This window comes from Desulfitobacterium dehalogenans ATCC 51507 (assembly GCF_000243155.2).
GTDB classification, from domain to species: domain Bacteria; phylum Bacillota; class Desulfitobacteriia; order Desulfitobacteriales; family Desulfitobacteriaceae; genus Desulfitobacterium; species Desulfitobacterium dehalogenans.
In genome coordinates this window covers 573,864-598,611 of the sequence record NC_018017.1, presented here as the reverse complement: position 1 = coordinate 598,611, position 24,748 = coordinate 573,864, and the positions used below count along the sequence as shown (strand labels likewise).

General features: G+C 42.8%; 26 protein-coding genes and 1 pseudogene. 6 read left to right on the top strand and 21 right to left on the bottom strand.

Translation table 11 applies throughout. The features are described from left to right. Positions 1 to 33: 33 nt before the first annotated feature. The 3 genes from pylC to DESDE_RS02810 form a co-directional block, all read right to left on the bottom strand. Positions 34 to 1,239: a 3-methylornithine--L-lysine ligase PylC gene (pylC, locus tag DESDE_RS02820; protein ID WP_014792522.1), complete on the bottom strand. Its 1,206-nt coding sequence runs from the start codon at positions 1,237 to 1,239 to the stop codon at positions 34 to 36. Then, on the bottom strand, positions 1,230 to 2,330 hold the full coding sequence (pylB, locus tag DESDE_RS02815; RefSeq protein ID WP_014792521.1) for a methylornithine synthase PylB: 1,101 nt from the start codon (positions 2,328 to 2,330) through the stop codon (positions 1,230 to 1,232). Before pylB ends, pylC begins: the two co-directional genes overlap by 10 nt. Before the next feature lie 101 nt (positions 2,331 to 2,431). Further along, on the bottom strand, positions 2,432 to 3,229 hold the full coding sequence (locus DESDE_RS02810) for a methyltetrahydrofolate cobalamin methyltransferase (protein WP_014792520.1): 798 nt from the start codon (positions 3,227 to 3,229) through the stop codon (positions 2,432 to 2,434). A gap of 556 nt (positions 3,230 to 3,785) precedes the next feature. Here DESDE_RS02810 and DESDE_RS02805 point away from each other — a divergent pair. Continuing rightward, positions 3,786 to 5,255 carry a sigma-54 interaction domain-containing protein gene (locus DESDE_RS02805; protein ID WP_014792519.1) on the top strand — a complete coding sequence of 490 codons (1,470 nt, stop codon included), beginning with the start codon at positions 3,786 to 3,788 and terminating at the stop codon, positions 5,253 to 5,255. A gap of 145 nt (positions 5,256 to 5,400) precedes the next feature. Here DESDE_RS02805 and mttB read toward each other — a convergent pair. From mttB to DESDE_RS02765, 7 genes and pseudogenes are all read right to left on the bottom strand, one after another. Next, positions 5,401 to 6,873 (bottom strand): annotated as a pseudogene (gene mttB, locus DESDE_RS22335) ([trimethylamine--corrinoid protein] Co-methyltransferase). A 58-nt stretch (positions 6,874 to 6,931) separates the two neighbouring features. Then, positions 6,932 to 7,564 (bottom strand): cobalamin B12-binding domain-containing protein, encoded by a 633-nt coding sequence (locus DESDE_RS02790; protein WP_014792518.1) that lies wholly within the window; start codon positions 7,562 to 7,564, stop codon positions 6,932 to 6,934. A gap of 263 nt (positions 7,565 to 7,827) precedes the next feature. Beyond that, positions 7,828 to 8,667, bottom strand: coding sequence for a pyrrolysine--tRNA(Pyl) ligase large subunit (pylSc, locus tag DESDE_RS02785; RefSeq protein WP_014792517.1), 840 nt, complete (start codon positions 8,665 to 8,667; stop codon positions 7,828 to 7,830). A gap of 297 nt (positions 8,668 to 8,964) precedes the next feature. Continuing rightward, complete coding sequence (locus tag DESDE_RS02780) at positions 8,965 to 9,225, bottom strand: hypothetical protein (protein WP_242831313.1); 261 nt, start codon at positions 9,223 to 9,225, stop codon at positions 8,965 to 8,967. A gap of 266 nt (positions 9,226 to 9,491) precedes the next feature. Continuing rightward, positions 9,492 to 9,869 carry a Fic family protein gene (locus tag DESDE_RS22855; protein ID WP_345787800.1) on the bottom strand — a complete coding sequence of 126 codons (378 nt, stop codon included), beginning with the start codon at positions 9,867 to 9,869 and terminating at the stop codon, positions 9,492 to 9,494. Between the two features lie 27 nt (positions 9,870 to 9,896). Then, the gene (locus DESDE_RS22850; protein WP_345787799.1) at positions 9,897 to 10,190 is read right to left on the bottom strand and encodes a Fic family protein; all 294 of its coding nucleotides are present in this window, start codon (positions 10,188 to 10,190) and stop codon (positions 9,897 to 9,899) included. Between the two features lie 55 nt (positions 10,191 to 10,245). Next, the gene (locus tag DESDE_RS02765) at positions 10,246 to 10,968 is read right to left on the bottom strand and encodes a GTP pyrophosphokinase (RefSeq protein ID WP_014792515.1); all 723 of its coding nucleotides are present in this window, start codon (positions 10,966 to 10,968) and stop codon (positions 10,246 to 10,248) included. A gap of 266 nt (positions 10,969 to 11,234) precedes the next feature. Here DESDE_RS02765 and DESDE_RS02760 point away from each other — a divergent pair, with 266 nt between their 5' ends. After that, the gene (locus tag DESDE_RS02760; protein ID WP_014792514.1) at positions 11,235 to 11,957 is read left to right on the top strand and encodes an ATP-binding protein; all 723 of its coding nucleotides are present in this window, start codon (positions 11,235 to 11,237) and stop codon (positions 11,955 to 11,957) included. A 129-nt stretch (positions 11,958 to 12,086) separates the two neighbouring features. On the opposite strand, the gene DESDE_RS02755 is transcribed toward DESDE_RS02760, so the two are convergent. Next, positions 12,087 to 12,995 carry a DUF3102 domain-containing protein gene (locus DESDE_RS02755; protein WP_014792513.1) on the bottom strand — a complete coding sequence of 303 codons (909 nt, stop codon included), beginning with the start codon at positions 12,993 to 12,995 and terminating at the stop codon, positions 12,087 to 12,089. 247 nt (positions 12,996 to 13,242) lie between these two features. On the opposite strand from DESDE_RS02755, the gene DESDE_RS02750 reads away from it, so the two are divergent. Together DESDE_RS02750 and DESDE_RS02745 are read left to right on the top strand one after the other, a co-directional pair. Continuing rightward, positions 13,243 to 13,467, top strand: a complete 225-nt coding sequence (locus DESDE_RS02750; protein ID WP_014792512.1) for a DUF1659 domain-containing protein — start codon at positions 13,243 to 13,245, stop codon at positions 13,465 to 13,467. A gap of 39 nt (positions 13,468 to 13,506) precedes the next feature. Continuing rightward, positions 13,507 to 13,746, top strand: coding sequence for a DUF2922 domain-containing protein (locus DESDE_RS02745; RefSeq protein WP_014792511.1), 240 nt, complete (start codon positions 13,507 to 13,509; stop codon positions 13,744 to 13,746). A gap of 420 nt (positions 13,747 to 14,166) precedes the next feature. Here DESDE_RS02745 and DESDE_RS22330 read toward each other — a convergent pair whose 3' ends face one another. From DESDE_RS22330 to DESDE_RS02690, 9 genes are all read right to left on the bottom strand, one after another. Beyond that, positions 14,167 to 14,316 (bottom strand): Fic family protein, encoded by a 150-nt coding sequence (locus DESDE_RS22330; RefSeq protein WP_242831312.1) that lies wholly within the window; start codon positions 14,314 to 14,316, stop codon positions 14,167 to 14,169. Between the two features lie 120 nt (positions 14,317 to 14,436). Beyond that, complete coding sequence (locus DESDE_RS21975) at positions 14,437 to 14,610, bottom strand: hypothetical protein (protein WP_014792510.1); 174 nt, start codon at positions 14,608 to 14,610, stop codon at positions 14,437 to 14,439. A gap of 194 nt (positions 14,611 to 14,804) precedes the next feature. After that, positions 14,805 to 15,404: a hypothetical protein gene (locus tag DESDE_RS02730; protein ID WP_014792509.1), complete on the bottom strand. Its 600-nt coding sequence runs from the start codon at positions 15,402 to 15,404 to the stop codon at positions 14,805 to 14,807. 1,107 nt (positions 15,405 to 16,511) lie between these two features. Next, the gene (locus DESDE_RS02715; protein ID WP_014792508.1) at positions 16,512 to 17,954 is read right to left on the bottom strand and encodes a Na+/H+ antiporter NhaC family protein; all 1,443 of its coding nucleotides are present in this window, start codon (positions 17,952 to 17,954) and stop codon (positions 16,512 to 16,514) included. A 285-nt stretch (positions 17,955 to 18,239) separates the two neighbouring features. Next, the gene (locus tag DESDE_RS02710; protein ID WP_014792507.1) at positions 18,240 to 19,457 is read right to left on the bottom strand and encodes a dicarboxylate/amino acid:cation symporter; all 1,218 of its coding nucleotides are present in this window, start codon (positions 19,455 to 19,457) and stop codon (positions 18,240 to 18,242) included. Positions 19,458 to 19,507: 50 nt separating this feature from the next. Beyond that, positions 19,508 to 20,218 (bottom strand): cysteate racemase, encoded by a 711-nt coding sequence (gene cuyB, locus DESDE_RS02705; RefSeq protein ID WP_014792506.1) that lies wholly within the window; start codon positions 20,216 to 20,218, stop codon positions 19,508 to 19,510. A 113-nt stretch (positions 20,219 to 20,331) separates the two neighbouring features. Next, positions 20,332 to 21,339, bottom strand: coding sequence for a D-cysteate sulfo-lyase (cuyA, locus tag DESDE_RS02700; RefSeq protein ID WP_014792505.1), 1,008 nt, complete (start codon positions 21,337 to 21,339; stop codon positions 20,332 to 20,334). A gap of 157 nt (positions 21,340 to 21,496) precedes the next feature. Continuing rightward, positions 21,497 to 21,814, bottom strand: coding sequence for a Rid family detoxifying hydrolase (locus DESDE_RS02695; protein ID WP_014792504.1), 318 nt, complete (start codon positions 21,812 to 21,814; stop codon positions 21,497 to 21,499). 277 nt (positions 21,815 to 22,091) lie between these two features. After that, the gene (locus tag DESDE_RS02690) at positions 22,092 to 22,394 is read right to left on the bottom strand and encodes a group II intron maturase-specific domain-containing protein (protein ID WP_242831311.1); all 303 of its coding nucleotides are present in this window, start codon (positions 22,392 to 22,394) and stop codon (positions 22,092 to 22,094) included. 139 nt (positions 22,395 to 22,533) lie between these two features. Between DESDE_RS02690 and DESDE_RS02685 the strand changes: the two genes are divergently transcribed. Beyond that, a complete protein-coding gene (locus tag DESDE_RS02685) occupies positions 22,534 to 23,190 on the top strand; it encodes a helix-turn-helix transcriptional regulator (protein WP_014792502.1) in 657 nt (218 codons plus the stop codon). 364 nt (positions 23,191 to 23,554) lie between these two features. Further along, positions 23,555 to 23,767, top strand: a complete 213-nt coding sequence (locus DESDE_RS02680) for a helix-turn-helix domain-containing protein (protein ID WP_014792501.1) — start codon at positions 23,555 to 23,557, stop codon at positions 23,765 to 23,767. A gap of 344 nt (positions 23,768 to 24,111) precedes the next feature. Here the strand turns inward: DESDE_RS02680 and DESDE_RS21970 are convergent, their stop codons facing one another. Continuing rightward, positions 24,112 to 24,279, bottom strand: a complete 168-nt coding sequence (locus DESDE_RS21970) for a hypothetical protein (RefSeq protein ID WP_014792500.1) — start codon at positions 24,277 to 24,279, stop codon at positions 24,112 to 24,114. Between the last annotated feature and the right edge of the window lie 469 nt (positions 24,280 to 24,748).

Sequence of the window (24,748 nt, the reverse complement as noted above, 5' to 3'; positions counted from 1 at the left end):
ATAATAGAAAAGTTCAGGTAGAATTTAAAAGGCTTAAGAAGCTGAAGTTTTAGTGGTGGTTGGCATGGATAAACTAAAGGGATAAGGATCTAAGAAACGAGGAATATGGAGTTGCTCTTGAATTCTCCGGATAATTTCATACCGTTTGGCCCATACTTCGTACTGTGTGGGTCCCCGGGTAATTAAAGTAACGACCCACTCCTTCTTTTCCGGAGTATAATCCGTCAAGGCCTCATCCGCCCCGAAGAAATCAGTGAGCAGACGAAGAGGACCCGCTTCGGCGATAATATGCTCACCAGAAACTTCAATCCGATCCGCATTTACTTTCAGATGCTCATATATACAAAAGCTATCTTGGGGAGAGGGACGCTTCGGGATAGGAACGTAGAGGCTTTCCTGGGTAAAGGAATATCCTAAACATTCAACCATATTTATACCCGAGGAATGATAAATGGCCGTAGGAGTCTGACTTGGCAGCCGGGCATCAATTTCTAGAGCCTTTAACTTTCCTAAATGGAGAATAGTCTCCACATCCATAATACCATTTAAGCCTATTTGACTTGCTATTTTTAGGGCAAGTTCTTCAAATTCATCAATAAACTTGTATTTAAGCTCGGCAGGGGATAAAACGCGTTTACAATCATATTGGGCATCCATCTCTAATTCGGTGATGGGAAACACTCTATACTCGCCAGCAAATCCTATTACTTCAATGGAATAGGATGGCCCTTCAAGAAACTCTTCCACAATCCATTCCTTTTCAGGATCTTTAGCGAGAATACCCTCCATCTCTTCCCTATGGGTTACTGTTTGAACTTCCACGCTTCCGCTTGCTCCCGAAGGCTTGATCAGCAAAGGAAAAGAACACTGGGGCCAAGGCAGAGGCATGGGTATATGCAGTTCTTGAAATAGCTGATTGGATTTTAGCTTTGAAGAAGAAATCCTATAAGCATTCATATCAAGGGCCAATGGGATCTGGAGGTTTTCTGCAACCTTCGTGAGAAATATCAGTACATCCAGATCTTCAATGGCAGGAAGGATTAAATCAATGTCATTTTTTAGTAACGCTCTAAAATCCTCCTGAGAAGCTAAAATGTCCAAGCAATGAAAGCTGTCTGCCAAGGTGGAAGCTTGAGCATTCTCTCTTCGGTCAAACAACGTGACTCGCCATCCTGCCTTCTTTGCCAGATAAGTTGCCTCTACTCCTTGCAATTTCCCTCCAATAACTGCTACCTGCATTGAATCCCCTCTTTCTTAAAGCTACTAATCATTGCTTGACGTGATTGAACCCAAGCTTGATATTCACTGAGAGTTGCCGGTTCTAAATGATTGGCATCCAGAACGGGGATGATTTTTTCTAGCGAGCGATTTCCATCATCAATATCTAAAGTACTTTGAGACACCCCGGCCATGCCCACGGAAGGGGGAATGATTGATGTAATGACATTTGCCCCAGCATCGAGACGTTTTACCAATCCCTTTAAGCCATCCACATCGAGAGAAGCAGGAATTAAGCGATCGGGCATAACCAAGCGCATTATAGCTATGATTAACAGTTCCCGAAAATGCGAGGTTATTTTCCAATTTTCCAAAGGGGTGTTTTTCTGCGGAACAAAACTCATGACCCTAACTTGATCAACCCCCATTCTTCTCATAGTAAGGATGGACTCCGCAACATCTTCATTCGTATCACCGACACCAGTTAACATCCCTTCTTCAATCAGGTACCCCATTTTTTGGGCACTCATCTTCCGATTCATACGTTCTTCATAACTCTGTTTTATTCGCAATTGACTATAAAGGGCTTTATTATGCGTTTCTTGATAACAAGCGTACCAATCTGCACCCGCTTCTTTCAATTTCCACAAAATTTCCTCAGAAACCACCCCTGGTGAGATCATAACGGGAATCTCTATTTCGCGTTTGATATCTTTGACTATTTGAATGAGATCATTAAATCCCTGTCTGTCACAATAATAAAGGGGATCTTCACCCATTGTTAAATCCAATAAATGCACTCCTGATTGACCTAAGCAATGTGCTGTAGCCATAATCTCACCTTGACTTTTTCGGTAGCGAGGATAACCTGAGTTCGATTTCCGATAAAGGCAAAATGTACAATCGTTTCTGCAATAGGTTGAAAAATATATAAAACCATAGAGAAAGATTCTGTTGCGAAAATACTTCCCTCGAAGTTTCTGAGCGACCCCCATGACTTTATTGAATTCTTCTTCGCTCGCCAGATCCAATAAGGCGACAATCTCATGACGCTCAAGGGTTAATTCTCGGCTTGCTTTTTCAAGTATCTTGTCCAGTTGCGACTTTCCCATTGGGCCCCCTCCTTAAAAGCAATTCAAGCAATGACTCATCAGGTTACTAGAATAAGGTGACCACCAAAAGGATAGTGGAAATCCTTTGGTGGTCGAGGAGGTTAAAAATCAAACATTCCAGAGCGGTGTGCCGTAAGATAGCGCATACAATAATCATCACGTCCGGTCAGCGTTTCTGCAACGACTAGGTTTGCCATCATTTGTTTATCTAAGGGATCGACGATTAGTCCATCAAGACCCTTAGCAACTGCCATGACGGCAAAGGCTCGATTAATAAATTTACGGTTCGGCAATCCGTAGGAAATGTTCGATAAACCGCACATAGTGTGGACCCCTTTGAACTCTTTGGAAATAGCCTCTACTGCATTGAGAAATTCGAACCCAAAGCTCTTGTTTGTTGCAACGGGTTGAACCAGGGGATCCACGTAGATATTTTCGATCGGAACATTGTGCTGCACTAAACCATTAATGAGTTGGTCTGCGATTCTGAGCCGTTGTTCGGTTGTCTCGGGCATCCCTTCATCGCTCATACATAAAGCGATGACTTTAAGATCGGTTCCAGCGACCACAGGTACTAGGGCATCGTAGCGACTCTTTTCCAAAGAAATGGAATTAATCATTGCAGTACCTTTATGTACCGATAATGCCGCTTGAATGGCCTGAGGATCCGGACTATCAAGACAACAGGGAGCATCTGTAGCCTCTTGAACAGTCTTCACAAGCCATTTTAGGTACTCTGCTTCTTTCCCCACGAAGATTCCCGCATTCACGTCAATGAAATCTGCTCCTGCATTGCGTTGAGCAATGGCAACTTTTTTTACAGCTTCCACGTCTTGTACACGGATGGCTTCTCCAATGGCCTTTCTACTAGCATTAATAAGTTCTCCGACAATTAACATCTTATCTCCTCCAAAATAAATCTCTACCCATTTTACCGGTCTTCTTTCATTTCCCTATTGATGAAAGAACTTTTTTATCGCCTCCTTCTGAACACTATTTCTATACGATTGGATAACGGTAGATAATTGAATATCCTTTTATGAAATTTATCTATATAAATAGGGGGAATTGAGTTTAAATAGGGAAAATTGAGTCTTTTTAATCTAATTTGATGGAATATTTCGTCTTGTAAATATAAAGACATTCGTACTATCATAGTTTTAAGGACTAGATCTTTTTATCTTTAACGTACATAAATAGCAAAATCTATGCCAACCAATTTTATTTTCACTAACTTTGCTATATCAAGGTTTTAAGGAGTTCATTGTCATTACGCCCGTCTTCTCCACTGTAATTTGTCCTTTACAGTCATAATAATCTGCTACTAAGGATAGATGTCACATAATTTTTCATTGAAATAAATATTTACAGTAATAGATAAAGTTTTTTTAATCATTTGAATTGCAAAAAACCCTAGTAATTAAAGGAAAAACACCTGGTTGTGAGGGGATTCATATGAAAAAAGAAACAATTCGCATTATTGATGAACTCAAACAAAAAAATGAAGAACTCCAAAAAGAAAACGAAATGCTAAAAGCAATCATTGACAGCATTCATGAATCTGTATATGCAGTCAATGAGAAAGATGAAGTTATTCTCTATAATAGCGAATCCGAAAAAATGGAAGGTCTAAACCGGCAAGACTTGTTAGGAAAAAAAGAAGATGAGGTATTTGCTCCTCCTTATTACTTTTCTGATGAAATCATAAAAAAAATTTTAAGGACAGGAAAACCGCTGATTGAACAACCCTATTGGTATTACTTAAACGACGGACGAAAAACCAATATGATATATAGTGCATTCCCTTTTTACTACAAAGGGCAAGTGGCTGCCGTTTACGTTATCTTTCGCAATATGAGTCAGATGAGTGATTTTATCGCTATTACATTGGAAATGCAGAAGAAATTTAGTCAGCAAGAAAACAGCCAACCTACGGGGGCAACTTTTCTTCTCGAAGATATTAAAGGAAATGACACAATAAAAAGAATAACGGGGGAAGCACGAAAAATTGCCCGCCGTAACTCTCCGGTCTTAATCGTGGGTGAAACAGGTACAGGTAAAGAACTTTTTGCACAAGGGATTCATAATGCAAGTTTGCACTCCAAAGGCCCCTTTATTCCTATCAATTGTGCGGCTATTCCAGAGACACTATTGGAAAGCTTACTTTTCGGGACGGTCAAAGGTGCCTTTACAGGTGCCACAGAATCACCGGGTCTATTCGAGCAAGCCGGAGACGGAACCATTTTTTTGGACGAAATAAATTCTATGTCCTTACCCCTACAGGCTAAACTGCTCAGAATACTACAGGGCAGAACCGTTAGAAGGCTGGGAAGCAACGTTGAAATTCCTTTAAATTGCAGAATTATCAGCGCTACCAACATGGATCCAATTGAAACCGTAGAAAAGAAGATTATGCGGTCCGACTTATTTTTCCGTTTAGCAACCGTTACCCTGTATATTCCTCCCTTGCGAGAAAGAAAAGAGGATATCCGATTATTAGCGCTGCATTTCATAAAAAAATACAATAATGAATTTGGGTTATTCGTAAAAAATGTTTCCGAAGAATTAATAGAACATTTTGAGCACTATCATTGGCCAGGAAATGCACGAGAGTTAGAAAATTTCATCGAAGGCGCCATGAATTTTGTCCATTCTGAAGATAGAATTTTAAAGTTGCACCATTTGCCAGAATATTTTCGAGAAAGAATTTTTCAGGTTAAAAACTTCCAAAAGTCATTGAATTTTAAAGGAACACTTCAAAGTGTTTTACAGGAAACCGAAAAGGCTTTCATAGAAAGTATCTTAACAAAAAATAATGGTAATATTACTAGAGCATCTTACGAACTTGGTATTTCTAGACAAAATCTCCATCATAAACTTAAATCTTTATCGATTGAAACAAATACCATTAAAAAAGATTACTAATAACAACACACGGAGGAAATGCACCTACATCTCCTCCGTGTGTTGTTTCTAACAGTGTCCTGGTTATGGATACTTGGCACCTACCACGAATCCGCTAACCCTAACACTGTAATACTTGTGTATTTTGATTGGGGTTTTAAAGGGATTACTTTTCTGCGTCTTCGACGATCTTTCTAAGTTTTTGTTGCACTTCCTTATCTAATGGCTCGGGTTTGTATTCGTTAAGGATCTCGCGTGCCTTCTCGGCAGCTCGTTCCGCAACGTCTTTTCCTCCGGTTTCAGCTTCCCAGATTTGGCGCATTCTACGATCAAAGAGAGTCGCTCTGGATTGTTCAGTTCTCACATGAGCCATGGTGTGCTTTTCCGTCAGATAGTGTTTACCACTACCGCCGCCAACCTTCCTAATGAGATCGACAGCCAGTGTCTCATCATTGATTTCTACGCCACGAACCACTCTTTTTACCATCTTAGCTATTTCAGCATCGATAAGTAATTGGGTATAGCTGAAGGTTACCCCTAACTCCAGCATTCCCATCCCATAAATCATATTTACTCCTGCTAAGGCCGGTAATAACGCTGTAATCGTTTTTTCATGTCCTGCCTGAGCGTCGGAGCATTTGCTATCTGCCTATGTTCCTGCAGTATAGCTAGGCAATAAGTAGAACTGTGCCAAAGCTGCCACACCCGCGCTGCACATGCCAAGCTCCGGCGAACCCACCGGGGCAGTAGCATATTGCAAGTCAAAGGTCGTGGTGGAGCTGCCGTACATCACAGGTGCCCCCCTGTCTGCGAGCTGTGCTAAAGTAATTCCTGCAAGAACCTCAGCATTGTGCACTACAAGAGTACCCGCAATGGTCACCGGCGTTGTCGCCCCGGACATAGCCATAGATAATATATTGACAGGAACACCTGCTCGGGCAAAGGTCATAATGATATCACAGCATTCTTTGTGCAGTTGAAGCGGGCTTTGCGGACAGGTCAGGGCAGAAAGAATCGGACGCTTTCTTAAATTGTCCATGCCACCGACAATGGCAGCACCCATTTCCAGGTACTTTTGAGCATGATCCCCCGAGGTAAGGTCAATATGCATCACGTGTTTACTCGTATTATTTAGAAAAGCTTCTGCTTCATGTAAATCTACAGAGACTTTTGGACAATCTCTGGCTGAAACTGCGTGAGAATATACATCAACTTCATCCAAATAGTCTGCCACCAAAGCGGTTCCGGCAACATCTGCTTTAACCGTATTTCTTAAGTCCCCTGTATAAGGGTCAACAATTTTTACACCGGCACCAAAAGTAGTAAAATTTACCCGGCTGCCTTCCAAAACTGTATCGTTCTTTGGATTACGGCCGGCAAGTGTAATAGTGCTAGGTGCATAACGAATTGCATCCTCCACAAGGTGGGGAGGAATATATACTACGGATTGACTACGATCCACCACAGCCCCCGCATCTTGGAAAAGATCGAGTGCTTCCTTAGAAGTGATATGCACCCCTTCCTGCCAAAGGACCTCTAGAGTTGCATAATGGATTTGTCTTAATTCTTCCTCTGTATACATGTTCATACTGAACCCATGTTTTTGAGGATTATTTGACCGAGGATTTCGTATGGTCACTTTTCAGCCCACCCTCCTAATAATTTTGTTATTCTTCATGCATCCAATGGCAGAATACTTAAGCCAATAGTTTTTTACCAAGTTCACAAGCCGAAGCTGCATCCGGAGCAAAACCATCGGCGCCAATTTCATTAGCAAACTCTTCAGAAATCGGAGCTCCGCCAATTATAATGCGAACCTTCTCCCTTAGCCCTTCTTTTACAAACAGATCAATCGTATCTTTCATAGCTACCATGGTAGTAGTTAATAGTGCTGACATGGCTATAATATCGGCATTATGTTCCTTCGCAGCTGTGACAAACTGTTCCGGAGAAATATCAACGCCCAAATTGATGACCGTGAAACCCTCACTCTCCATCATCATTGCCACCAAATTCTTCCCAATATCATGAAGGTCACCTTTTACAGTACCAATCAAGACCTTACCCTCTGAGGGCATGTCACCTTCAGAAATTAAGGGTTTGACCAAATAAATTCCTTCCGACATAGCCCTAGCAGCCATGAGCACTTCAGGTACAAACATATCACCTTTTTTAAAGCGCACTCCAACAATACTCATTCCTGCTATTAAACCTTGATTAATAATTTCTAAAGGATCTATCCCACTATCAATGAGGGATTTCGTTAATGTTTTTACCTGTTCGTCGTCTCCACTTAACACAGCTTTAGACAAATCATCAAAACTTGGCATTTCGCTACCTCCCTATCTTTATTGATTTTAAACAGTAAGATTATCCTCCTTTCAAATTCTGTACAATTTATAATAAGCAAATTTGATACCAATTCTAATAAAATGCAGAAAACCTAGATGGGGAAAGGGTTAGGGTATTTCTCTATACACAAAGCCATCATCAGAACTGTAATTATTGGTTTACAGTTCTAATGATGGCTTTGTTAAAATCAAGTGTAATTATTTTTTTCAATGAAAGAATGAATTACTTTATTTAAGATTGATTATTTTATATTTAACCGAACCCCGTCGAGATAAGTTAAGCTCCTGGCGATACTTTGGACATTCTGTGTTCCTTCTCTAATCATAAGAAGCCTTTCCAATCCGAAACCTATCCCAACCCATGAATCAAAGATGCCCCATTTTTCGTCCATAAAATGAGGTCCCATTGCGCCGGACCCAAGCTCCACCTCGCCTTTCATTACATCTATGGTATCTCCATAGACCACAGATGACTCGCTGAGAAGCCCATAGTCCTTAATTTCTGCCGCTTCCATAATCCATTGAGCCATTTCTTCAAGCCGTGAATGCCGTTCCTCAACGGGGGTACCCAGTTCTGTGACGTTGAGCATAGTAAATTCATTAAGATGTTGGGCACCTTGTGATTCTTTTCGATAACAGGTTCCAATTTCAAATATTCTGATGGGTTTTTCCCAAAGGCGGATTAGATCTTTCCAAAGAGTATATAGATTTGGGGCTAACATGGGGCGCAAACATCGCTTATTATCTAACCAAAAAACTTGAGAAAAGAGCGGATGCTCGTCTGATATGGTCATTTTTGCTAACGCGGATTTGGAAATAATCGTCGGTGTGACCACCTGAACAAATCCATGCTGACGTAATACTCTTGCCAACTGGTCCTCAAGATCAAGCAACCCTGGCCTATGCTTTACCTTACGAAGTTCTTCAAGCTTTTGTTTTCCCCTCTTTACCAATTCATATTCCGCATCTTGAAAGGCGCGATTACGGCTAGCAGTATCTGTAAAGCTCATATCAAGCTGTTCAGCTGTAGCGTTCAGTTCTATTAACCGTTGTAATTGAACCTTAGACCAAGAAATAGTCACCAAAGGCACCCTCCAGTCAAGAACACTTTGATAGAGTATTGGCGGGGAGTACGGGAGTTTCACCCGCCTGCACGAATTTAGAGTCCGTGTGATCCATACGATCCACCCCCCATATTAACTCCATTCTCACATTAATGTAAGATATATGCAATGCTTTTTGATTTTACTCCAAGTTAATTTCCGCATTTTTCGGAAGAGCTAACCCACAAGCTACTTCAATACCTTATTAGTGCAAATCTCATTCCTTATTGACCTAAGGATTGAGACTTTAACTGTCCTTCTTCCAGGACTTTTCCATTAAGTAATTGGTCCCGACCCGTTCTCTACACCTTTTCCAGAGCAGGCTAAATAGAGCATCTCATATATGCCGCTAAAACGTTGAACATATAGCATATATTCCTTCTTCGCCTGTTCGAAACTGTGGGGGTTCATCACCACAAGGCTAGCAGCAGAATTCGAGGAATGGGGAGGCCTTGTCCGGGTTGATTTATTCTCTTTTTTCGTGAGGATTATTTCCAAAGGCTTCGGTTCTTCTTTTGTTCTTTTGACCTTTTTCAAGTGTTGAGGCTCCTTAAGCTGAGGGACGAATCGTTTTCCAAAATAGAATAGAAGGATGATACCAATAGCAACGACGACACTTTCCAAACTGCTTCCCCTAGTCCCTCCCCCCAGTCCTTTAAATATATTTAGCAACCTGTTTCATTTATCAACTGAAGCAACAAGGCTTCCCGAAGAGTGGATACTCCCGGGAAGCCTTTGCTTGTATGCAGGGATCTGCCGTGTGGTTCAGATGAAACAGGCCAAAAGAACAGCTTTAGGCTATTTTATTTTCTTAATTGCCGGTATTTCTGCCTGTTGCTATTTGGCTTATCCGGCACAGTCATTTCGATCAACCCAAGTTCCAGGGCCGGACGCAAATAATTATTACTGAACGTAGGACGGTGTCTGATTCCTAGCCGTTCCAAAAGCTCTTTTGCCGAGAACGTTTCATTCTCCAAGACCATCATCAGGCGTTCGACTTGTTCGGTTACTTGTTCGCGAATCAGGGTTTCTACCGGAAGCCAATGAAACACCGGCTTCCAGCAGCTTAACAGCAAAGTTTGCCACATTCGACCCATACGCCCGTTGCCATCGGCAAAGGGATGTATGAACTCAAATTCATAATGAAATAGACAACTTTTGATGAGGATGTGTATCGGCATTTTTTACCCAATGAAGTAAATCGCTGATCAGTTTTGGCACAAGTTCAGCCGGCGGAGCCATATGTACCAGTTCACTCCCGGCAAAAACACCAACCCCCCGGAACGGAATCGACCGGATTCATGGGTCAAGTCCAGCATTAGGATTTTATGTGCTTTTAAAAGATCGTCCATATTATACGGATCAAACGATAGCAGGAGATTATATGCCTCGTAAGCATTTTTTACTTCACGAATTTCCTTTGGTGCGCCAAGAACACGTTTGCCATTTATCACATCCGTCATTTGTTCCAGGGACAGAGAATTGTTTTCAATCGCCTTCACAGCTTCTCCCGCAAGGCATTGCAATGTCAGAAACACCCAGAACCGTTCTTGATCATCATGCCCGTTTATTATCCCCGTTTTCTTGCGCGGAAGAAATTTTATTTCTTATAATCTGCATGCGCTCATCAAGCATGGCGCTGATTTCCGCACATTCTGCAAGCTCCCGTGCTAGTTCTTGGCTTTGGTTTTCCGGGATACTCTTTTTGTAGCGCAACTTGTGTTCAAGACTGGCCCAAAAATCCATAGCAATGGTCCTGAGCTGAACCTCCACTTTCACGTTACGCTTTTCTTTGTGAAGAAAAATAGGCACTTCCACAATTAAGTGAAGACTGCGATATCCACTCGGCTTTGGCTCTTTGATATAGTTCTTACGCTCAATCAGGGTGACATCGTCCTGTTCCAACAGGCATTCCTCCAACATGTAGATGTCTTCCGGGAAAGAGCAGATAATTCGTAGCCCGGCAATATCAGTGATGTTTTCCTCTATTGCTTCCAAGGTAATGGGTATGCCCCGGTTACGAATCTTTTTGATCAGGCTCTTCCTGGATTTGATCCGCGACTTGATGCCTTCTATAGGATTCCTGTCATATTGAAGAGAGAACTGTTCATTTAACACTTTGAATTTCGTCTCAACTTCCATGATGGCACATCGATAATAAGACATCAGCATATCGTACGGTTCTTTATTTTGACGAATGAATTCTAAAAATTCGTCTGACATCAAATTATCCCGTACGAACTTCTCTTTCCTGGTTTTGAGTATATTTTTTAAGTCCATATGAAACTCCTTTTGTATGCCCTGCGAAATGAAACCTTTTGGCTTGGGCTAGGTATTTAGTATTTATGCCGTTTCTCTTAAAACTCCGATTTACGGTTCAATTATACTTTCAATTTGTGAATAATTCTACCGCAGAAGTAGCTACCCCTTCACACTGATTATAAGACAAGTAATGGACAAAGGGTTGTGATAACGTGATTTTACACACATCTTCTCTTTCTGCATCATGTTAAAATGAACGAAGAATTTCGAAGGAGGGGTCAATAATGATCAGAAAGATGATCAAAATCGATGAACAGGCCTGCGACGGCTGCGGATTATGCATTACTGCCTGTCACGAAGGGGCGCTGGTGCTGGTAAATGGCAAAGCCAGCCTGCTCCGCGATGATTATTGCGACGGGCTTGGCAACTGTCTTCCTGCCTGCCCGAAGGATGCGATCTCTTTTGAAGAAAGAGAAGCGGTGGAATTTGATGAAGAAGCCGTCAAAAAACATCTGGAAGGCCACCATCACCATCATGACCACCATGAACACACCTTGGCTTGCGGCTGTCCAGGCAATCATGCCGAGCTGCTGAGCCGTCCCGAATCCACCTATAAACCCGAAACCCAGCCGGAAGCTAAATCCCAGTTGAAGCAATGGCCGGTGCAAATAAAACTGGCTCCCCCAAACGCCCCCTATTTCGATAATGCCCATCTCTTGATCGCTGCCGACTGTAGTGCCTACGCCTACGGGAATTTCCACAACGAGTTTATGCGTAATAAAATCACCCTGATCGGCTGTCCAAAACTTGATTCTGTGGACTACAGCGAAAAACTGACGGCCATTCTGCAGCAAAACTCGCTTAAATCCCTGACCCTTGTCCGGATGGAAGTTCCCTGCTGCGGTGGTTTGGAAAGTGCGGTGAAAACCGCTCTCAAAAACAGCGGCCAAGTCATACCCTGGCAGGTCGTCACGATCACAACCAACGGCCGGATTCTGGAGGATTAGATTCATAACGGCAATGTCTGAGGCAAAACTTATAAGCACCCCTGCGCAGACAAATACAACTGAGCAAAAAAGGCTTCCTGAAGAGTGCATACTCCCGGGAAGCCTTTTTTTCGTTATGGGCAGTACTTTTCATAGCTTCTCCCGCAAGGCATTGTGGAGGAAATCTTGGATCTTCTCCTTATATATAATGTGCAGCTCCGGGTTTTTCCCGGCAAACCGGGTCATTTCATAGGCCAGTTCCTTAAAGTTCTTGAAAAGGCTGTCATATAAAAAAGCGATTTTATTGGCCTCGGCCTTGCCATAGGCTTCATTCAAAGCCGCCTCCATTTGTTTGATGGCTTTATAACCTGTCCGCTCTTTCAGCTTGTCATAGGAGGCCTTTTTATTCTCGATCTCCTGCTCCAGCTTTCCCTTCACCCTCTCCAAATCATGGATTTCGGCTTTCAGGCTGTCCCGTTCTTCGGCCAACCGGGCATTCTTATCCTTTTCCTTGTCCAGATCATCACGAAGATCTGCGCTCTCCTGCCTGGCCTGATCCCGCTCGGTCACGGCCTGCCCTGCTTCCTGCAGCGCCTCTTGCCGCTGCTCAACGGCCTGTTTCAGCTCCCGGGTGCTCATGCCTTCTACATCCATCTCCATCAGGAACTCAACCCGCTCTTCCTTGGGAAGCCCTAAAAGAATCAAGGCTTGAACAGAGGTCAGGTTCGGCAGAATCCGGCCTTCCTCAGTCTGAATCCCCTCCCCGCCTTGGAGCATCGCCCGATTCTGAGAAGATCCTCCGGCTGGGGACAAGGGAAAGTATTCTCCATAAGCATCAAAAAGCGTAATAAAACGCTGGGCGGTTCTTTGGGAGTAATTGACCGATACCTCCAGCCATTGCCCCCACTCCCCATTGGGAAGCATGGTTCTGACCTCTTTGAGCCTGCGCCCGATCTCGATAGTATGGATAAGGAAAATTTTCTCCATCTGCCGCTTCATGGTATTGATCTCGGAGGCAATCACAACGGGGGTCCGGTTGGCTGCTAATTCATCCATCATGCAATCCATCCTCTCCTGCACCTGGCAAATCTTCTGTATGTTCTATCCATAGCATATGATCCGCCTGCTCAGAGTGACCGTCGCCCCAAAACAATGTCCAGGAACACGACAACGTTGTCGCGGCCCTGGACAAGCCCTATCTCCATATCTTTTTAGCTCCGGCTGTAACCTCCGGATAAATCGAATCATAGGGTATAGAGACAGGCCAGGTATCCGGTCTGCTGATTAAACAGAGGAGTTGAATTGAATGGCCATTGTTTCTGAACCACTCAATTCTGCATTGGTGGTGGTCTATCAGGATGGCTCTACTCCTGCCGGAGCTCCGGTGAGCCGCCAGAAGAGTATAAGCTATGTGCGTCCCGATGCTTCAGAAGAAGCACTTTATGAAATCGCACAGGCGCTGTTCAGTCTCTCCCTTCATCCGGTTCTGGATGTGCTGCTGAAAAAGAATTTCCGGCTGAAGGAAGAATAATAATGAGCAGAAAAATCAAAAAAGAAAGGATGGGGCTTCATGGCAATAGCCACTAATAAAATCCTCCGGCTCAGTTTCAGTACTGCCGGAGGAAAGACGTTCACTCTAACAATTCCCAATCCCCGGGAGGATCTGAGCCAGGCTGAAATTCTGGCCGTCATGGATAAAATGATATCGGAAGATATTTTAATGACGACCAGCGGCGCTATCACGGGAGTCAAGGACATTAGGGTCGTCAATACCGTCATCAATGATTTATTCGATCCTGTCCAGCCTTAAAGGCAGCAGCGTGCCATTTGTGCCGTAAAGAATACCTTGGGATTGCCGGCTAAGGTCACTTGGCCGGCGGTCCATCCTCTTTTCCTAGAGCAACGGCCTGCACAAAACCTGTCCAAGAACAAGACAACATTGTCGCGCCCCTGGATAATATTAGGCAGCCGGGGGCCCTCCACTCCTTCCCAATTCGGAATCACGGTTTTTATCCTGCAAAGCGCATGCGAAGCTTTGTTACCCGTCTCAAAACAACGGGACGATGGAGTTCGGCGGCACATAAAGCATTCATGGCATAATCCACCTGGCATACCAAGTCTTAGTCTCTAATGTGTTCCTTTATCCAGTTAATTATATCCTCTTCATCAATTGTCCCTTCTGCTGTCTCTAAACCTAAATCAATCAGCTCATCCTGAGTATAAGTTATCATTACTTATTCATCTTAAGTAGTATAAGCATTACCGCAATACCAATTCTTTTATTTCCATCAACAAATCCGTGATTGTTGATTAAGCTGTGCATTGTAACTGCAATCTTTTCAATATTACTTGAATACAAATCTCTACCATCATAAGTCATAAAAGGCCTATTCAGAGCACTCTCTATAAGTCAAATATCTCTTACTCCGTTAGAGCCACCCGTTTCTTTAATAATTTTTCTCGTGGAAAAGAATAATATTTTCAATACTTAGAACCCTGATCACTTTGCTAACTCCTCAAGCGCTTCTCGATTTTCATTAATAACTGTTTCCATTAGAGTTTCAATTTCTCTTTGCTCTTTGGACTTTATGAATTCAACAAATTCAATGACTTCTTTCTTTTTTTCTTCAGTCAACTGCTCAAAGTCTTTTAGAAGCTTTTCCGCTAAAGTCATAGCGCGCACCTCTCTTACATATATTAACAATTATAATTATACCACATATAACTCAGATAATCCCACTTAAATTTGTGCCTGAGTGGTGCAGATACCTGCACAAAACCTGTCCAAGAACACGACAACGTTGTCGCATTCCTGGATAAGCCTCTTGTTTCACTCTACAGCGAGTTGCCGCCTGACGATGACTTGATTTAAATGGTCACAGTAATTTCTTTAAGCAGAACCCTCTGAAATTCCGGCTCCGGCAAAGGTTTAACACTTAAATGAAATTCCACCTCACTGATATCGTCCGGCAAGGACGGTGTCACCACGAAGGAATGCTGAATTGTTTTATCTGAACCGCTTCCTCTGTTTAGGGTGCATAGATATTCCGGTGCAATAGACAGTTCAAACATCGCATGTCCCAGATGGACAAAAGGTTCAGAGGTGATCATTTCAGTTTCAATATGCACAATACTGGCATTGCTGTATTGCTTTATATAGGTTACAGTATGAGACAATTTATCAACGGTCACTGATCTTAAAACGGGAATAAATTTCAAAAAATCGATCGGCTCTACCGGTACATGGATATGCTTCTCACTGTGCAAATGAGCAAAAACTATGCGCAACCAATCTTCCTTAAGGACGAAGGCTTGGCTCCAGTGGGAAATCAGGTCCGGATCAGGAAAACCGGGATTTTGATTGGACAGCTCTTTGCGCTTGGCAAGGAGGGAACAGATCTCTTCGTCCAGAGGAGCCAACTCTTTGCAGTAATAATCCGTAGGCGGGTGAAAAGGCACAGCGTTCATGAACTCAACCTTCTTTCCAGTTATTTATGAATCCTTCTTCTGTTACTTCCACCATGATCTGCTTTTTCCTGCCTTGGCAAGGGGGGCTTACAGTGGGCATAGGATGTCCCCAAACACGACAACGTTGTCGCGTTTGGGAACAAAGCCGATTTTCGTTAGTTTTTCCAATCAGAGCCCAAACTTCCTTATTCACACTCACAGCCATCATCCTGAATGACCACGACTTTGCTCTCAGGAAACGGCGTTCTCGTATTTTTTGATTCTCAGCATAGGTAGAGTTGGCACTACAGAAAATGAATAAAGAGCATTAGATTATCACTGGACAGTGAAAAGTTTTCAGCCTTAAGAAGCCCATGAATCTGCGTCAGCAGAGGGCAAATCTTGCTTGGAACGAATAATTTGGGTTACCGAAAGGTGTCTGCTTTGGGCAAACCGTCGAAAAATCGACTGCCGCAAATGGGCCGGTACGATGGCCTTCATGCAAACGCCGGAGTGCCGGAACACTCAGAAAGTAGCGGTCCAGCAGAAGCAAGGCCCCGCCAAACGAACGGGCGGCGGTGAAGGCTTGAGCGATCATTTGCACGACATGGGAATCCTGCCGTTGGGCTTGCGGAGTCCTCCCAACCCAAAATCGTTTTGACGCCGTCTTGCAGGTTCATGAACAGAGGCAGACAGAACCACTTTGAGTGGGGAATCGGCCAGAATGCCGATCGCACCGAACAAATGGCCGAAGATTACTCGCCTTTGGACGAATTCTCGGATTCCTGGTAATTTTTAAGGAGAACTCTTCACTGTCCAGTTTCTTAGTGGTTATTATTTACCAGAATTACGAGTTTTCTGACTGTACAAAAATCATATCACTCCAGTAGCAAAATTCTGTAAACAAACGGCATGGTAAAAATATGGAAATGTCACAAACTTTTCTTGACAAACTGATTAGTTTTTAATGCAATGCTAATGATTGACCATATATAATATTGGCCAGTGAACAGTCTTTTATGAACTACTTTGCAACTCAGAACTTTGAAATTGACCATAATGACAAACGAGTTTCGATAATCAAAACTCGTTTGTCGATTAGACTGTTCCTTCTGTGCTGAAACGGGATTAAGCTTGAACAGAATTCTTCGAAGCGGCTGGGGTTTCGTATTTACGATTCCATCCAGTAAATACTGAGAAAAACAGAACCGCTAATAAAGTCCAGTTATATGGATTCATTAAAGCCGTCCAAATCGATGGCAATGGAAGATTAAATGCCTGAGCAGCGGAAGACATAGCCCCATACCAAACAATAACACAAATATGCCAGGGCAAGGTAAAGAACATCGAACATACTGCACAGTCCATGAGATTAGCCCGCCTTGCAGGAGCTAGGTTAAATTTCTTACCAATTGGTTTTACGAAACTTGGACCAACGAGTAATTCTGCTGGTGCATTTGCTGCAATTGGAATCGATGCTATGATTGTTACAAAAATAATTGATAATTCCGCTTGCCTAACGGTTTTAGCGATTGTCTTTTCAGCCCATTTTAATATGCTATTCATAACTCCACTTTCTACTAATATCTGAGTTACGGCTAACACGAGAAGGGCAAATATTATCGCTCCGGTTACACCAGAAATCCCTTTTTCAATTAATCCTGTTGATTCCCCTCTTTGAGCGGGAATGTGAAATAATACTGAAGGTACCATTTTGCCCGTTAACATCGCTATAATTGCTGCGCAAATGTTTCCCCAAATCAAAGACTCTACAATATGCCTTCCTTTTAGAGCCAAGACGACAACGACTGCAAAGCTAGCCAACATAAGGAGTCCACGTGGGTCAACCGTTGCTGCTATTTCAGGTAAATTCGATACTGTGCCGCCACCGCCAAATATCATTATTGGTATTACGGCCAATGCGGCAGCTGTCAATGAGAGAGGGGCACGACTACGAACAACATCCTTCATTGTCGCTTCTTGGGTGAACGCCGATACAATCGTAGTATCAGATACTGGTGCTAAATTATCGCCAAAGGCGGCACCTGCTAAAATCGTGGCGCCTAACATAGCTGGATTAGCGCCAAGAAATATACCAGCTGGGTATAATACTGGCATAAGGGCAAGTACTGTTCCCGTGCTCGTACCCGTTCCCAGTGAAAACATCATTGCCGCTAAGAAGGAAACCAAGACAAAAATTGCACCTGTTGCTCCGGCTTCCATTCCAAACCATAGCAAACCTTCAACTAGACCTCCCGCAACCATCAACTGGCCAAAAACACCAGCAAACAACCAAGCCGTAACAATTACTATACCATTCTTATCACCTAGTCCTCGGAGAACCGCTTGACAATATTCAAATTTATTTTTAGCAAATAACAATCCTGCCACGATAGCAAGCCAACCGCCCGCCCAAAAAGCCTGTGTTCCTCCACGCTCAGCAACCGAAAGCCAGACTAATATCCCAATTAGTACAAACAGTGGAATTAGTCCACCTAGTATTCCGCCATACATATCAAGTTTTTTACTCGCATCGAATTCATAGCTGTTCTCTACTTCTTGATTAGCCATCTTGCTACCTCCTAATAAAAATTATTAAATTTTAAATTCATATTAAGCAACGATGCTTTGTTTCCACCTGACGTAAGTCCCAAAAGATCATCTCTTTTAATGTAAATATTGGGACCGCCCAGTGCTTTGCTGAAGTTGGGCAGGAATTCCAAGGGGGTTTTACCCTTCCGTGTAACGTCTGCGCTTAAATTGTGCTAGATTCATAATAATAGCCCCCACTTTGTAATAATTATTTCTTGCACAAACCTTACTAAGTCTTCGCCCTAATTGGCTGTGTTAAAATACTCAGACTGAAAAATTAGCAGAAGGCACAGGGTCATTTTCAGAATTGCCAACAATCATGGCAGCGGAAGCATCGCCGGCAACATTTAAAGTGGTACGCGCCATATCTAAAATACGGTCAACACCTGCTACCAGAGCTATACCTTCTAAAGGTAGACCAACTGAGGAGAGAACCATTGTCAGCATAATTAACGCTGCACCAGGAACGCCGGCAGCTCCAAGGGAGGCCAGTGTGCCTGTTAATACGATGGTGAATTGTTGGGCTATTGTCAAATCCAACCCATATACTTGTGCTACAAATAGGGCTGCCACACCTTGATAAATTGCTGCGCCATCGCTGTTAATGGTTGATCCTAGGGAAAGCACGAAACTGGATACATCTTTAGAAACACCTAGGCCGTCTTCCACAGATCTAAAAGTAGAAGGTAAAGCGGCTGCACTTGAACAGGTAGAAAAGGCTACTAAGAGCGCTGGCAACATAGCTTTATAAAACTTGATAGGACTAGCTTTTCCTATAAATTTAATAGCTGCCGAATAAATAAATGCTGCGTGGATGAAGCAGGCCAAAAATACAACGAGGATGATCTTAGCCATGGGAGCCAAAACAGCAAGACCATGAACAGCAACAACTGGGACCATTAAACCAAAGACACCAATAGGAGCTAATGCCATGACAAAATTGGTAATTACAAACACTATTTCGGAGAATCCTTCAAAGAAATTGCGTACCGGTTCCGCCTTTTTGCCAACAAAGGTGATCGCGACACCTACAAAAAGAGCAAAGACAACGATCTGTAACATGTTTCCTTTTACTAAATCCTCTAAAGGATTAGCAGGAATAATTTGCAAAATCATAGCTATGATCCCTGGAGATTCAGTTGCTTGATAGTTTGCATCAACTGGTATTTGAATGCCAGCACCAGGCTGAATCATATTAGCTAGTGTCATACCGATAGCAATGGCGATAGCCGTCGTACTAATATAATAGGCTACAGTTTTTCCGCCCATTCGGCCAAGCTTTTTTACATCACCAACACTTGAAGCTCCTACAACAAGGGTAGAAAAGATCAAAGGAACAATAACCATTTTAATTAAGCGCATAAACAACTCACCAAGGGGCTGAATATAACTCTTCGCGAAGTCAGCAGGAACAACAAGACCGACGAGGACTCCTAGGATTAAACCGATGAAAATTTTTGTGGCCAAATTTATTCTTTTCATTAGTTTCCCTCCATCATCATTTTTAGTTGTCAATAAGAACAAACGCAAAACTAGTTTGAGGATTCGCGCACTTTTCTTTCGGCGTATCGAATCGCAGAGCAAGCGAGTATCTTTGTCGGATCGATATACTTTTCATTGATATTAAACTTCTCAAAGGCAATAGGTAATTCGGTGCAGCCTAAAACCAGAATTTCGGCATTTTTCTTTTTTAATTGAGCTATTACGCGATAGATACTTGTCAAGTCAAAGGTGTCTTGGCCTACTTTGATGGCTAGAATCAAATCCGCTATAGCTTGCCGTCCCTCTTCATCGGGTTTAATAACCTCCATATCATAGGAAGCAAATGTCTTATCATAGACTCCCGTATTATAAGTCCCTCTTGTAGCAAGCAGCCCTATTTTCTTACAGCGAGTGCTCTCTTTTTTAATCTCTTTCGCTGTTTCTTCAATCATATTAATAAAATCAATACGGAGATGCTTTTTTATAGCATCATAAAAGTAATGGGCAGTATTGCAGGGCATTATAATTGCATCAGCGCCCATGCTTTGAAGTTTAAGAGCTGATTCAACCATTGCTTTCTCCGGACTTTCCCCGTCACCTAAGAGGAAGTCAAGACGATTTGGAATTCCTGGATAATTATCAATAATAAGATGAATATGGTCTTGATCTCGAGTGGCCTCTGTTAACGTGACAATTTTATTAAACATGTCCACAGTAGCTAAAGGGCCCATTCCTCCTAAAATTCCAATAACCTTATTCATAAATTACACTCTTCACTCCTGTTAAGGAACTGTGCAAGATCCCTAATTTGATTTGAGTGAGATGACCATACCCTGATGGTCATCTCAATTAGTTGCTTATTCTTTTTCTTAAACTATTTATCCTTACCAAGAATTGTTGGCATATAGGCATACAATGCCGGAGATCCGCCGGTATGTACAAACACCACATTCTCACCTTTTTTCAATTGGCCTTGACGAATCAATCCGATAAGCCCTGCCATTGTCTTACCAGTATAAACTGGGTCAAGCAAGATTCCTTCAGTTCTTGCAAGTAGTTGTACTGCTTCTACCATCGTTTCGGTAGGAAGAGAATATCCCGGTCCGACATATTCATCAACAACTTTTACTGCTTCACGGGAAATTGCTATTTTAAGTCCTATTTTCTCTGCAGTTTTATTGGCAAGATCGAAAATTAGGTTTTCCTGAGCTTTAGTTGAACGGTTAACACTGATGCCTGTAACAGGAATATTCATGTTGTTGCCTTGGAATCCAACAAGTAATCCACTGTGTGTTCCGCCACTGCCGCTTGCACAGACAAGATGGTCAAAATTGATGCCTTTTTCAAACATTTGCTCAGAAATTTCTTGAGCACATGCGACATAGCCCAGGGTGCCAATAGGGTTGGAACCGCCGCCGGGAACTATATATCCTTTTCTGCCTTCAGCAGCAAGTTCATTAGCTACCTTTTGCATAGCTTCCAGCATATTGGAACCGCCTGCAACAACAGAAACCTTTTCTACACCCAGTACATGGAAGAGGAAGTTGTTACCGCTGGCCTCAAGGTTGTAGCTGTCTTTTACTCTTTCTTCAAGGACAAGTCTGCATTTTAACCCTTCTTTCACTGCAGCGGCTAACGTAAGACGGCAGTGGTTGGATTGGACTGCTCCACAAGTAATAATGGTATCGGCACCTTGATCCAGAGCATCCTGCATCAAAAATTCCAATTTTCTCGTTTTGTTGCCACCTGATGTAAGCCCCAAAAGATCATCTCTTTTAATGTAAATATTAGGGCCACCCAGTGCTTTGCTGAAGTTGGGCAGGAATTCTAAGGGAGTTTTACCTTCTGTGTAACGTCTGCGCTTAAATTGTGCTAGATTCATAATAATGTCCTCCATCTTGTTATAATTATTTTTTACACAAGCTTGCTGGAAGCTTTAGCCTTTACGATGTTCCCATGGGTACCGTTGAGACATTTAGATTTTATATCTCCGCAATGACTTCGATTTCGATATTCGCTCCTTTTGGCAAGGCAGCAACTTATACGGCAGAATGGCTCGGCGGATTCTTATCAAAGAATGTAGCATAAACCTCATTAACTGCTGCAAAATCATTGATGTCCGTTAAAAAAACCGTACCCTTTACCACCTTATTTAAATCTGCCCCCGCTGACCGAAGAACAGCTTGGACATTTTTAATGGATCGAGCAGTCTGAGCTTTGATGTCCTCGGGAAACAGCCCCGTGCTTGGATCCAGCGGTAATTGACTCGAAACAAACACATAATTCCCCGCCTTAATGCCTTGGACATAGGGTCCCATGACTGCCGGCGCAGCATCTGTTTGAATAATCTCCTTCAAAGTTATCACCTCCTCCGCTTGATCATCTTATTTCTTTCACAAGATTAAGCAAAAAAATGATTCCTTAAGATGGCCTTGTGTTATTTTTAAGCTTATCTTACAATATTTTTTAATATTTTACAACAATTTTAGCATAATTATTAAAAAATTTTAGCAATCACTGAGGGGGGATGATTACTGGTCGAGTAGCAAGGGCGCCTCGCAACGCCCGAGCCCTTACAGATCCGTGCTTGCGCGATAAACACACACGGCTCCTCATCTTAAGATTCGCGTCTTGCTAACCATAAATACTTACTCGAATTCTTGGTTGTATCAAAGGGAATACTTTGAGCAAGTTGTTGAACCCTTCCCATGTGTAGCTGCGTTTCTGGCTTCTGCGATTGAGCCATTTGAAGAGCGCCTTGAGCGCCCGGTAATAGTAGGTTTTGATGCTCTTGCTGTTATCCGTAATACCATAGTATTGGTAGTGGCCACGCAGTTTTGCATTGGTTTCTGCGATCATCGTTCTGACTGGCAGATGCCGATTGGTTCTTATCCAGTCGTTCATCTCTGCGTAAATTCCATCCTTTAATTTCTCCAAACTAAATTCTACTTTCCCAAGTGAAGGGGTGGAATTTAGTTTGAAAATTAAGTGCATTGATCAAACTATAAATAGCGCTTGTTAAAATCATCAACTTATCTTAAACTATTTGAAGAACTAATTTTATTGAGGTGATCTAATGAGTCAAGCTCTTAACTCCATCCATCCCAAACTTGCACAATATGTTCCTTTTGCTGATGCTTTGGCGGAAACACTTGGTGCCAGTTGCGAAATAGCTATTCATGAATTCTCTCACCCTGAAAGTTCGGTCGTATATTTGGCGGGCAATGTGGTTGGCCGTCAGATTGGATCTCCCATTACTGAACCATTACAATTGCAACTTCAGTTATATGGTGATAATGTTCCCAATATATGCAACTTTACGCGCAGGTTAAAAGATGGCCGAAACACGAAATGTTCCAACATATTTATTCGGGATGAACAAGGTAAAGTAATCGGCTGCTTTTGCATCAATTATGATCTATCATTAATAGAGGCAATGAAAAAGTTTACGGAGGAATGGATACCTCACGAGGATAAAACCGAAAATTTATCCGAAGAAAAGTATGGTGGCATTTCCCATATCTTGGAGCAAATCATCAGCGATACATTATCCAGGTATTCCAAACCTGTTTCATTAATGCAAAAAGAGCATAAACTAAAAATCGTTGAGGTTTTAGATGAAAAGGGTGTTTTCTTAATTAAAGGAGCTGTCGATGACGTGGCCAATGCGATTGGGGTGTCCCGTTATTCTGTCTATAACTATTTGGATGAAATTCGCGCCGCAAAAAAGTAGATTTTTGAAAGACCAAACCGCTTCCAAGTCTTATTTGAAAGTGGTTTGGTCTTTCTTTGGTTATTACTTTTAGTTCATGGCATTCTTAATGGCTGCGCAAGTGACGGCTGGACCTACCGACGCGCGGCGTTGCGGCCTGCCAGCCAGTCAAAGGTGGTGCTGCGCCCGGCGGCGGTACCGGCCAGCAGATTCCACATAGCTGCCATGAAAATAACCGCCTAAGCAGTCGCCTGCGACGTACAGGCCTTCGATGGGGTTACCGTCTTTCAGTAATCACCTCAAAAATACATTTTATGCGTTTTTTTGCATAAAAAATCAATATGCAATTATTGCATACTATAGAATGAGCTCGAGGTGATTCATAATGTATCAACGGTTGCGCGATTTACGGGAGGACCGGGATCTGACTCAGCAGGATTTGGCAGATTTACTTAAGGTGAGTCAGACGACTTACTCTAGGTATGAAAGCGGGGCACTCGATATTCCCAGCACTTCGCTGATAAAGCTTGCGCGGTTTTATAAAACCAGTGTTGATTATTTGCTGGGGTTGACGAATGATAGGAAGTCCTACCGTTGAGATGGATCTCGCTTCGTTTCATAATAATGTTCATTACAGATGGCCGCAGACTTAAACGGTTAAGCCTCAATACTATAAATAATACATTAGCGGCCAAAGGCACGGCTTAATAGGGAAACTTATTGAACTATACCCCAAACTGGTACGGAAATGCAAGAGATAGGCGTTGTCCCAAAAGGGATGACGCCTATCTCTTTTATGTTGATGACCGCTCGATCAATGCTGCATAGGTATTCCGGTGCAATAGACAGTTCAAACATGACATGTCCCCAAACACGACAACGTTGTCGCGTTTGGGGACAAATCCGATTTCCGAGTTTTTCTTAATTAAGTCCAAAACTTTTTTAGTCATAATCACAGCCTTCATCTTGAATGACCACGGCTTTGCTCTCAGGAAACGGCTCTCCATCCATGAATTCGATTTCTCCCTCCTGCTGTGCCTTTAACAGGATATCCATGGCATCAGCAACTTTAGCCGCCAGTTGAAAATACATTTTTTTATAGTCCGTCATTCCAGTCTCTACCCCCTATTTCAAGCAGCGGCAAGGCTCCGGGCCTTGACCCGGTCCTGCCGTCTGCTTTGATAGGGGAAATTAAAAAGCACATGCGAGGTTTTTTTCACCCTACACATGTGCTATGCTTCGTTATCTGCTGAATCCTAACACCTAACCCCAATCAATCGGAAACAAACCGGCTGTGAACAGAAAAGCGGTCCGCAAACCGGTATGCGAACAATTCCTTTCCGCTGCCTGGGTCAGGAATAGGCTGAATCTCCTGCTGCGTGAAGCCGCACAGTCTGCTCTGTTCCCTGCCGACACCTTACCTTATTACAGTTACTTCACCCGCGGCACAAGCGCTTTGCTTGTGCGGAAAGGGGCGGCATTGTATAATAAGGATGTCGTCGTGGACAGCTGGACTGTTACGTGTAGGTGCTGGTTCACCTGCTCGTGCCTGAGGGTGCTGCAACACTCTTAGGTCACG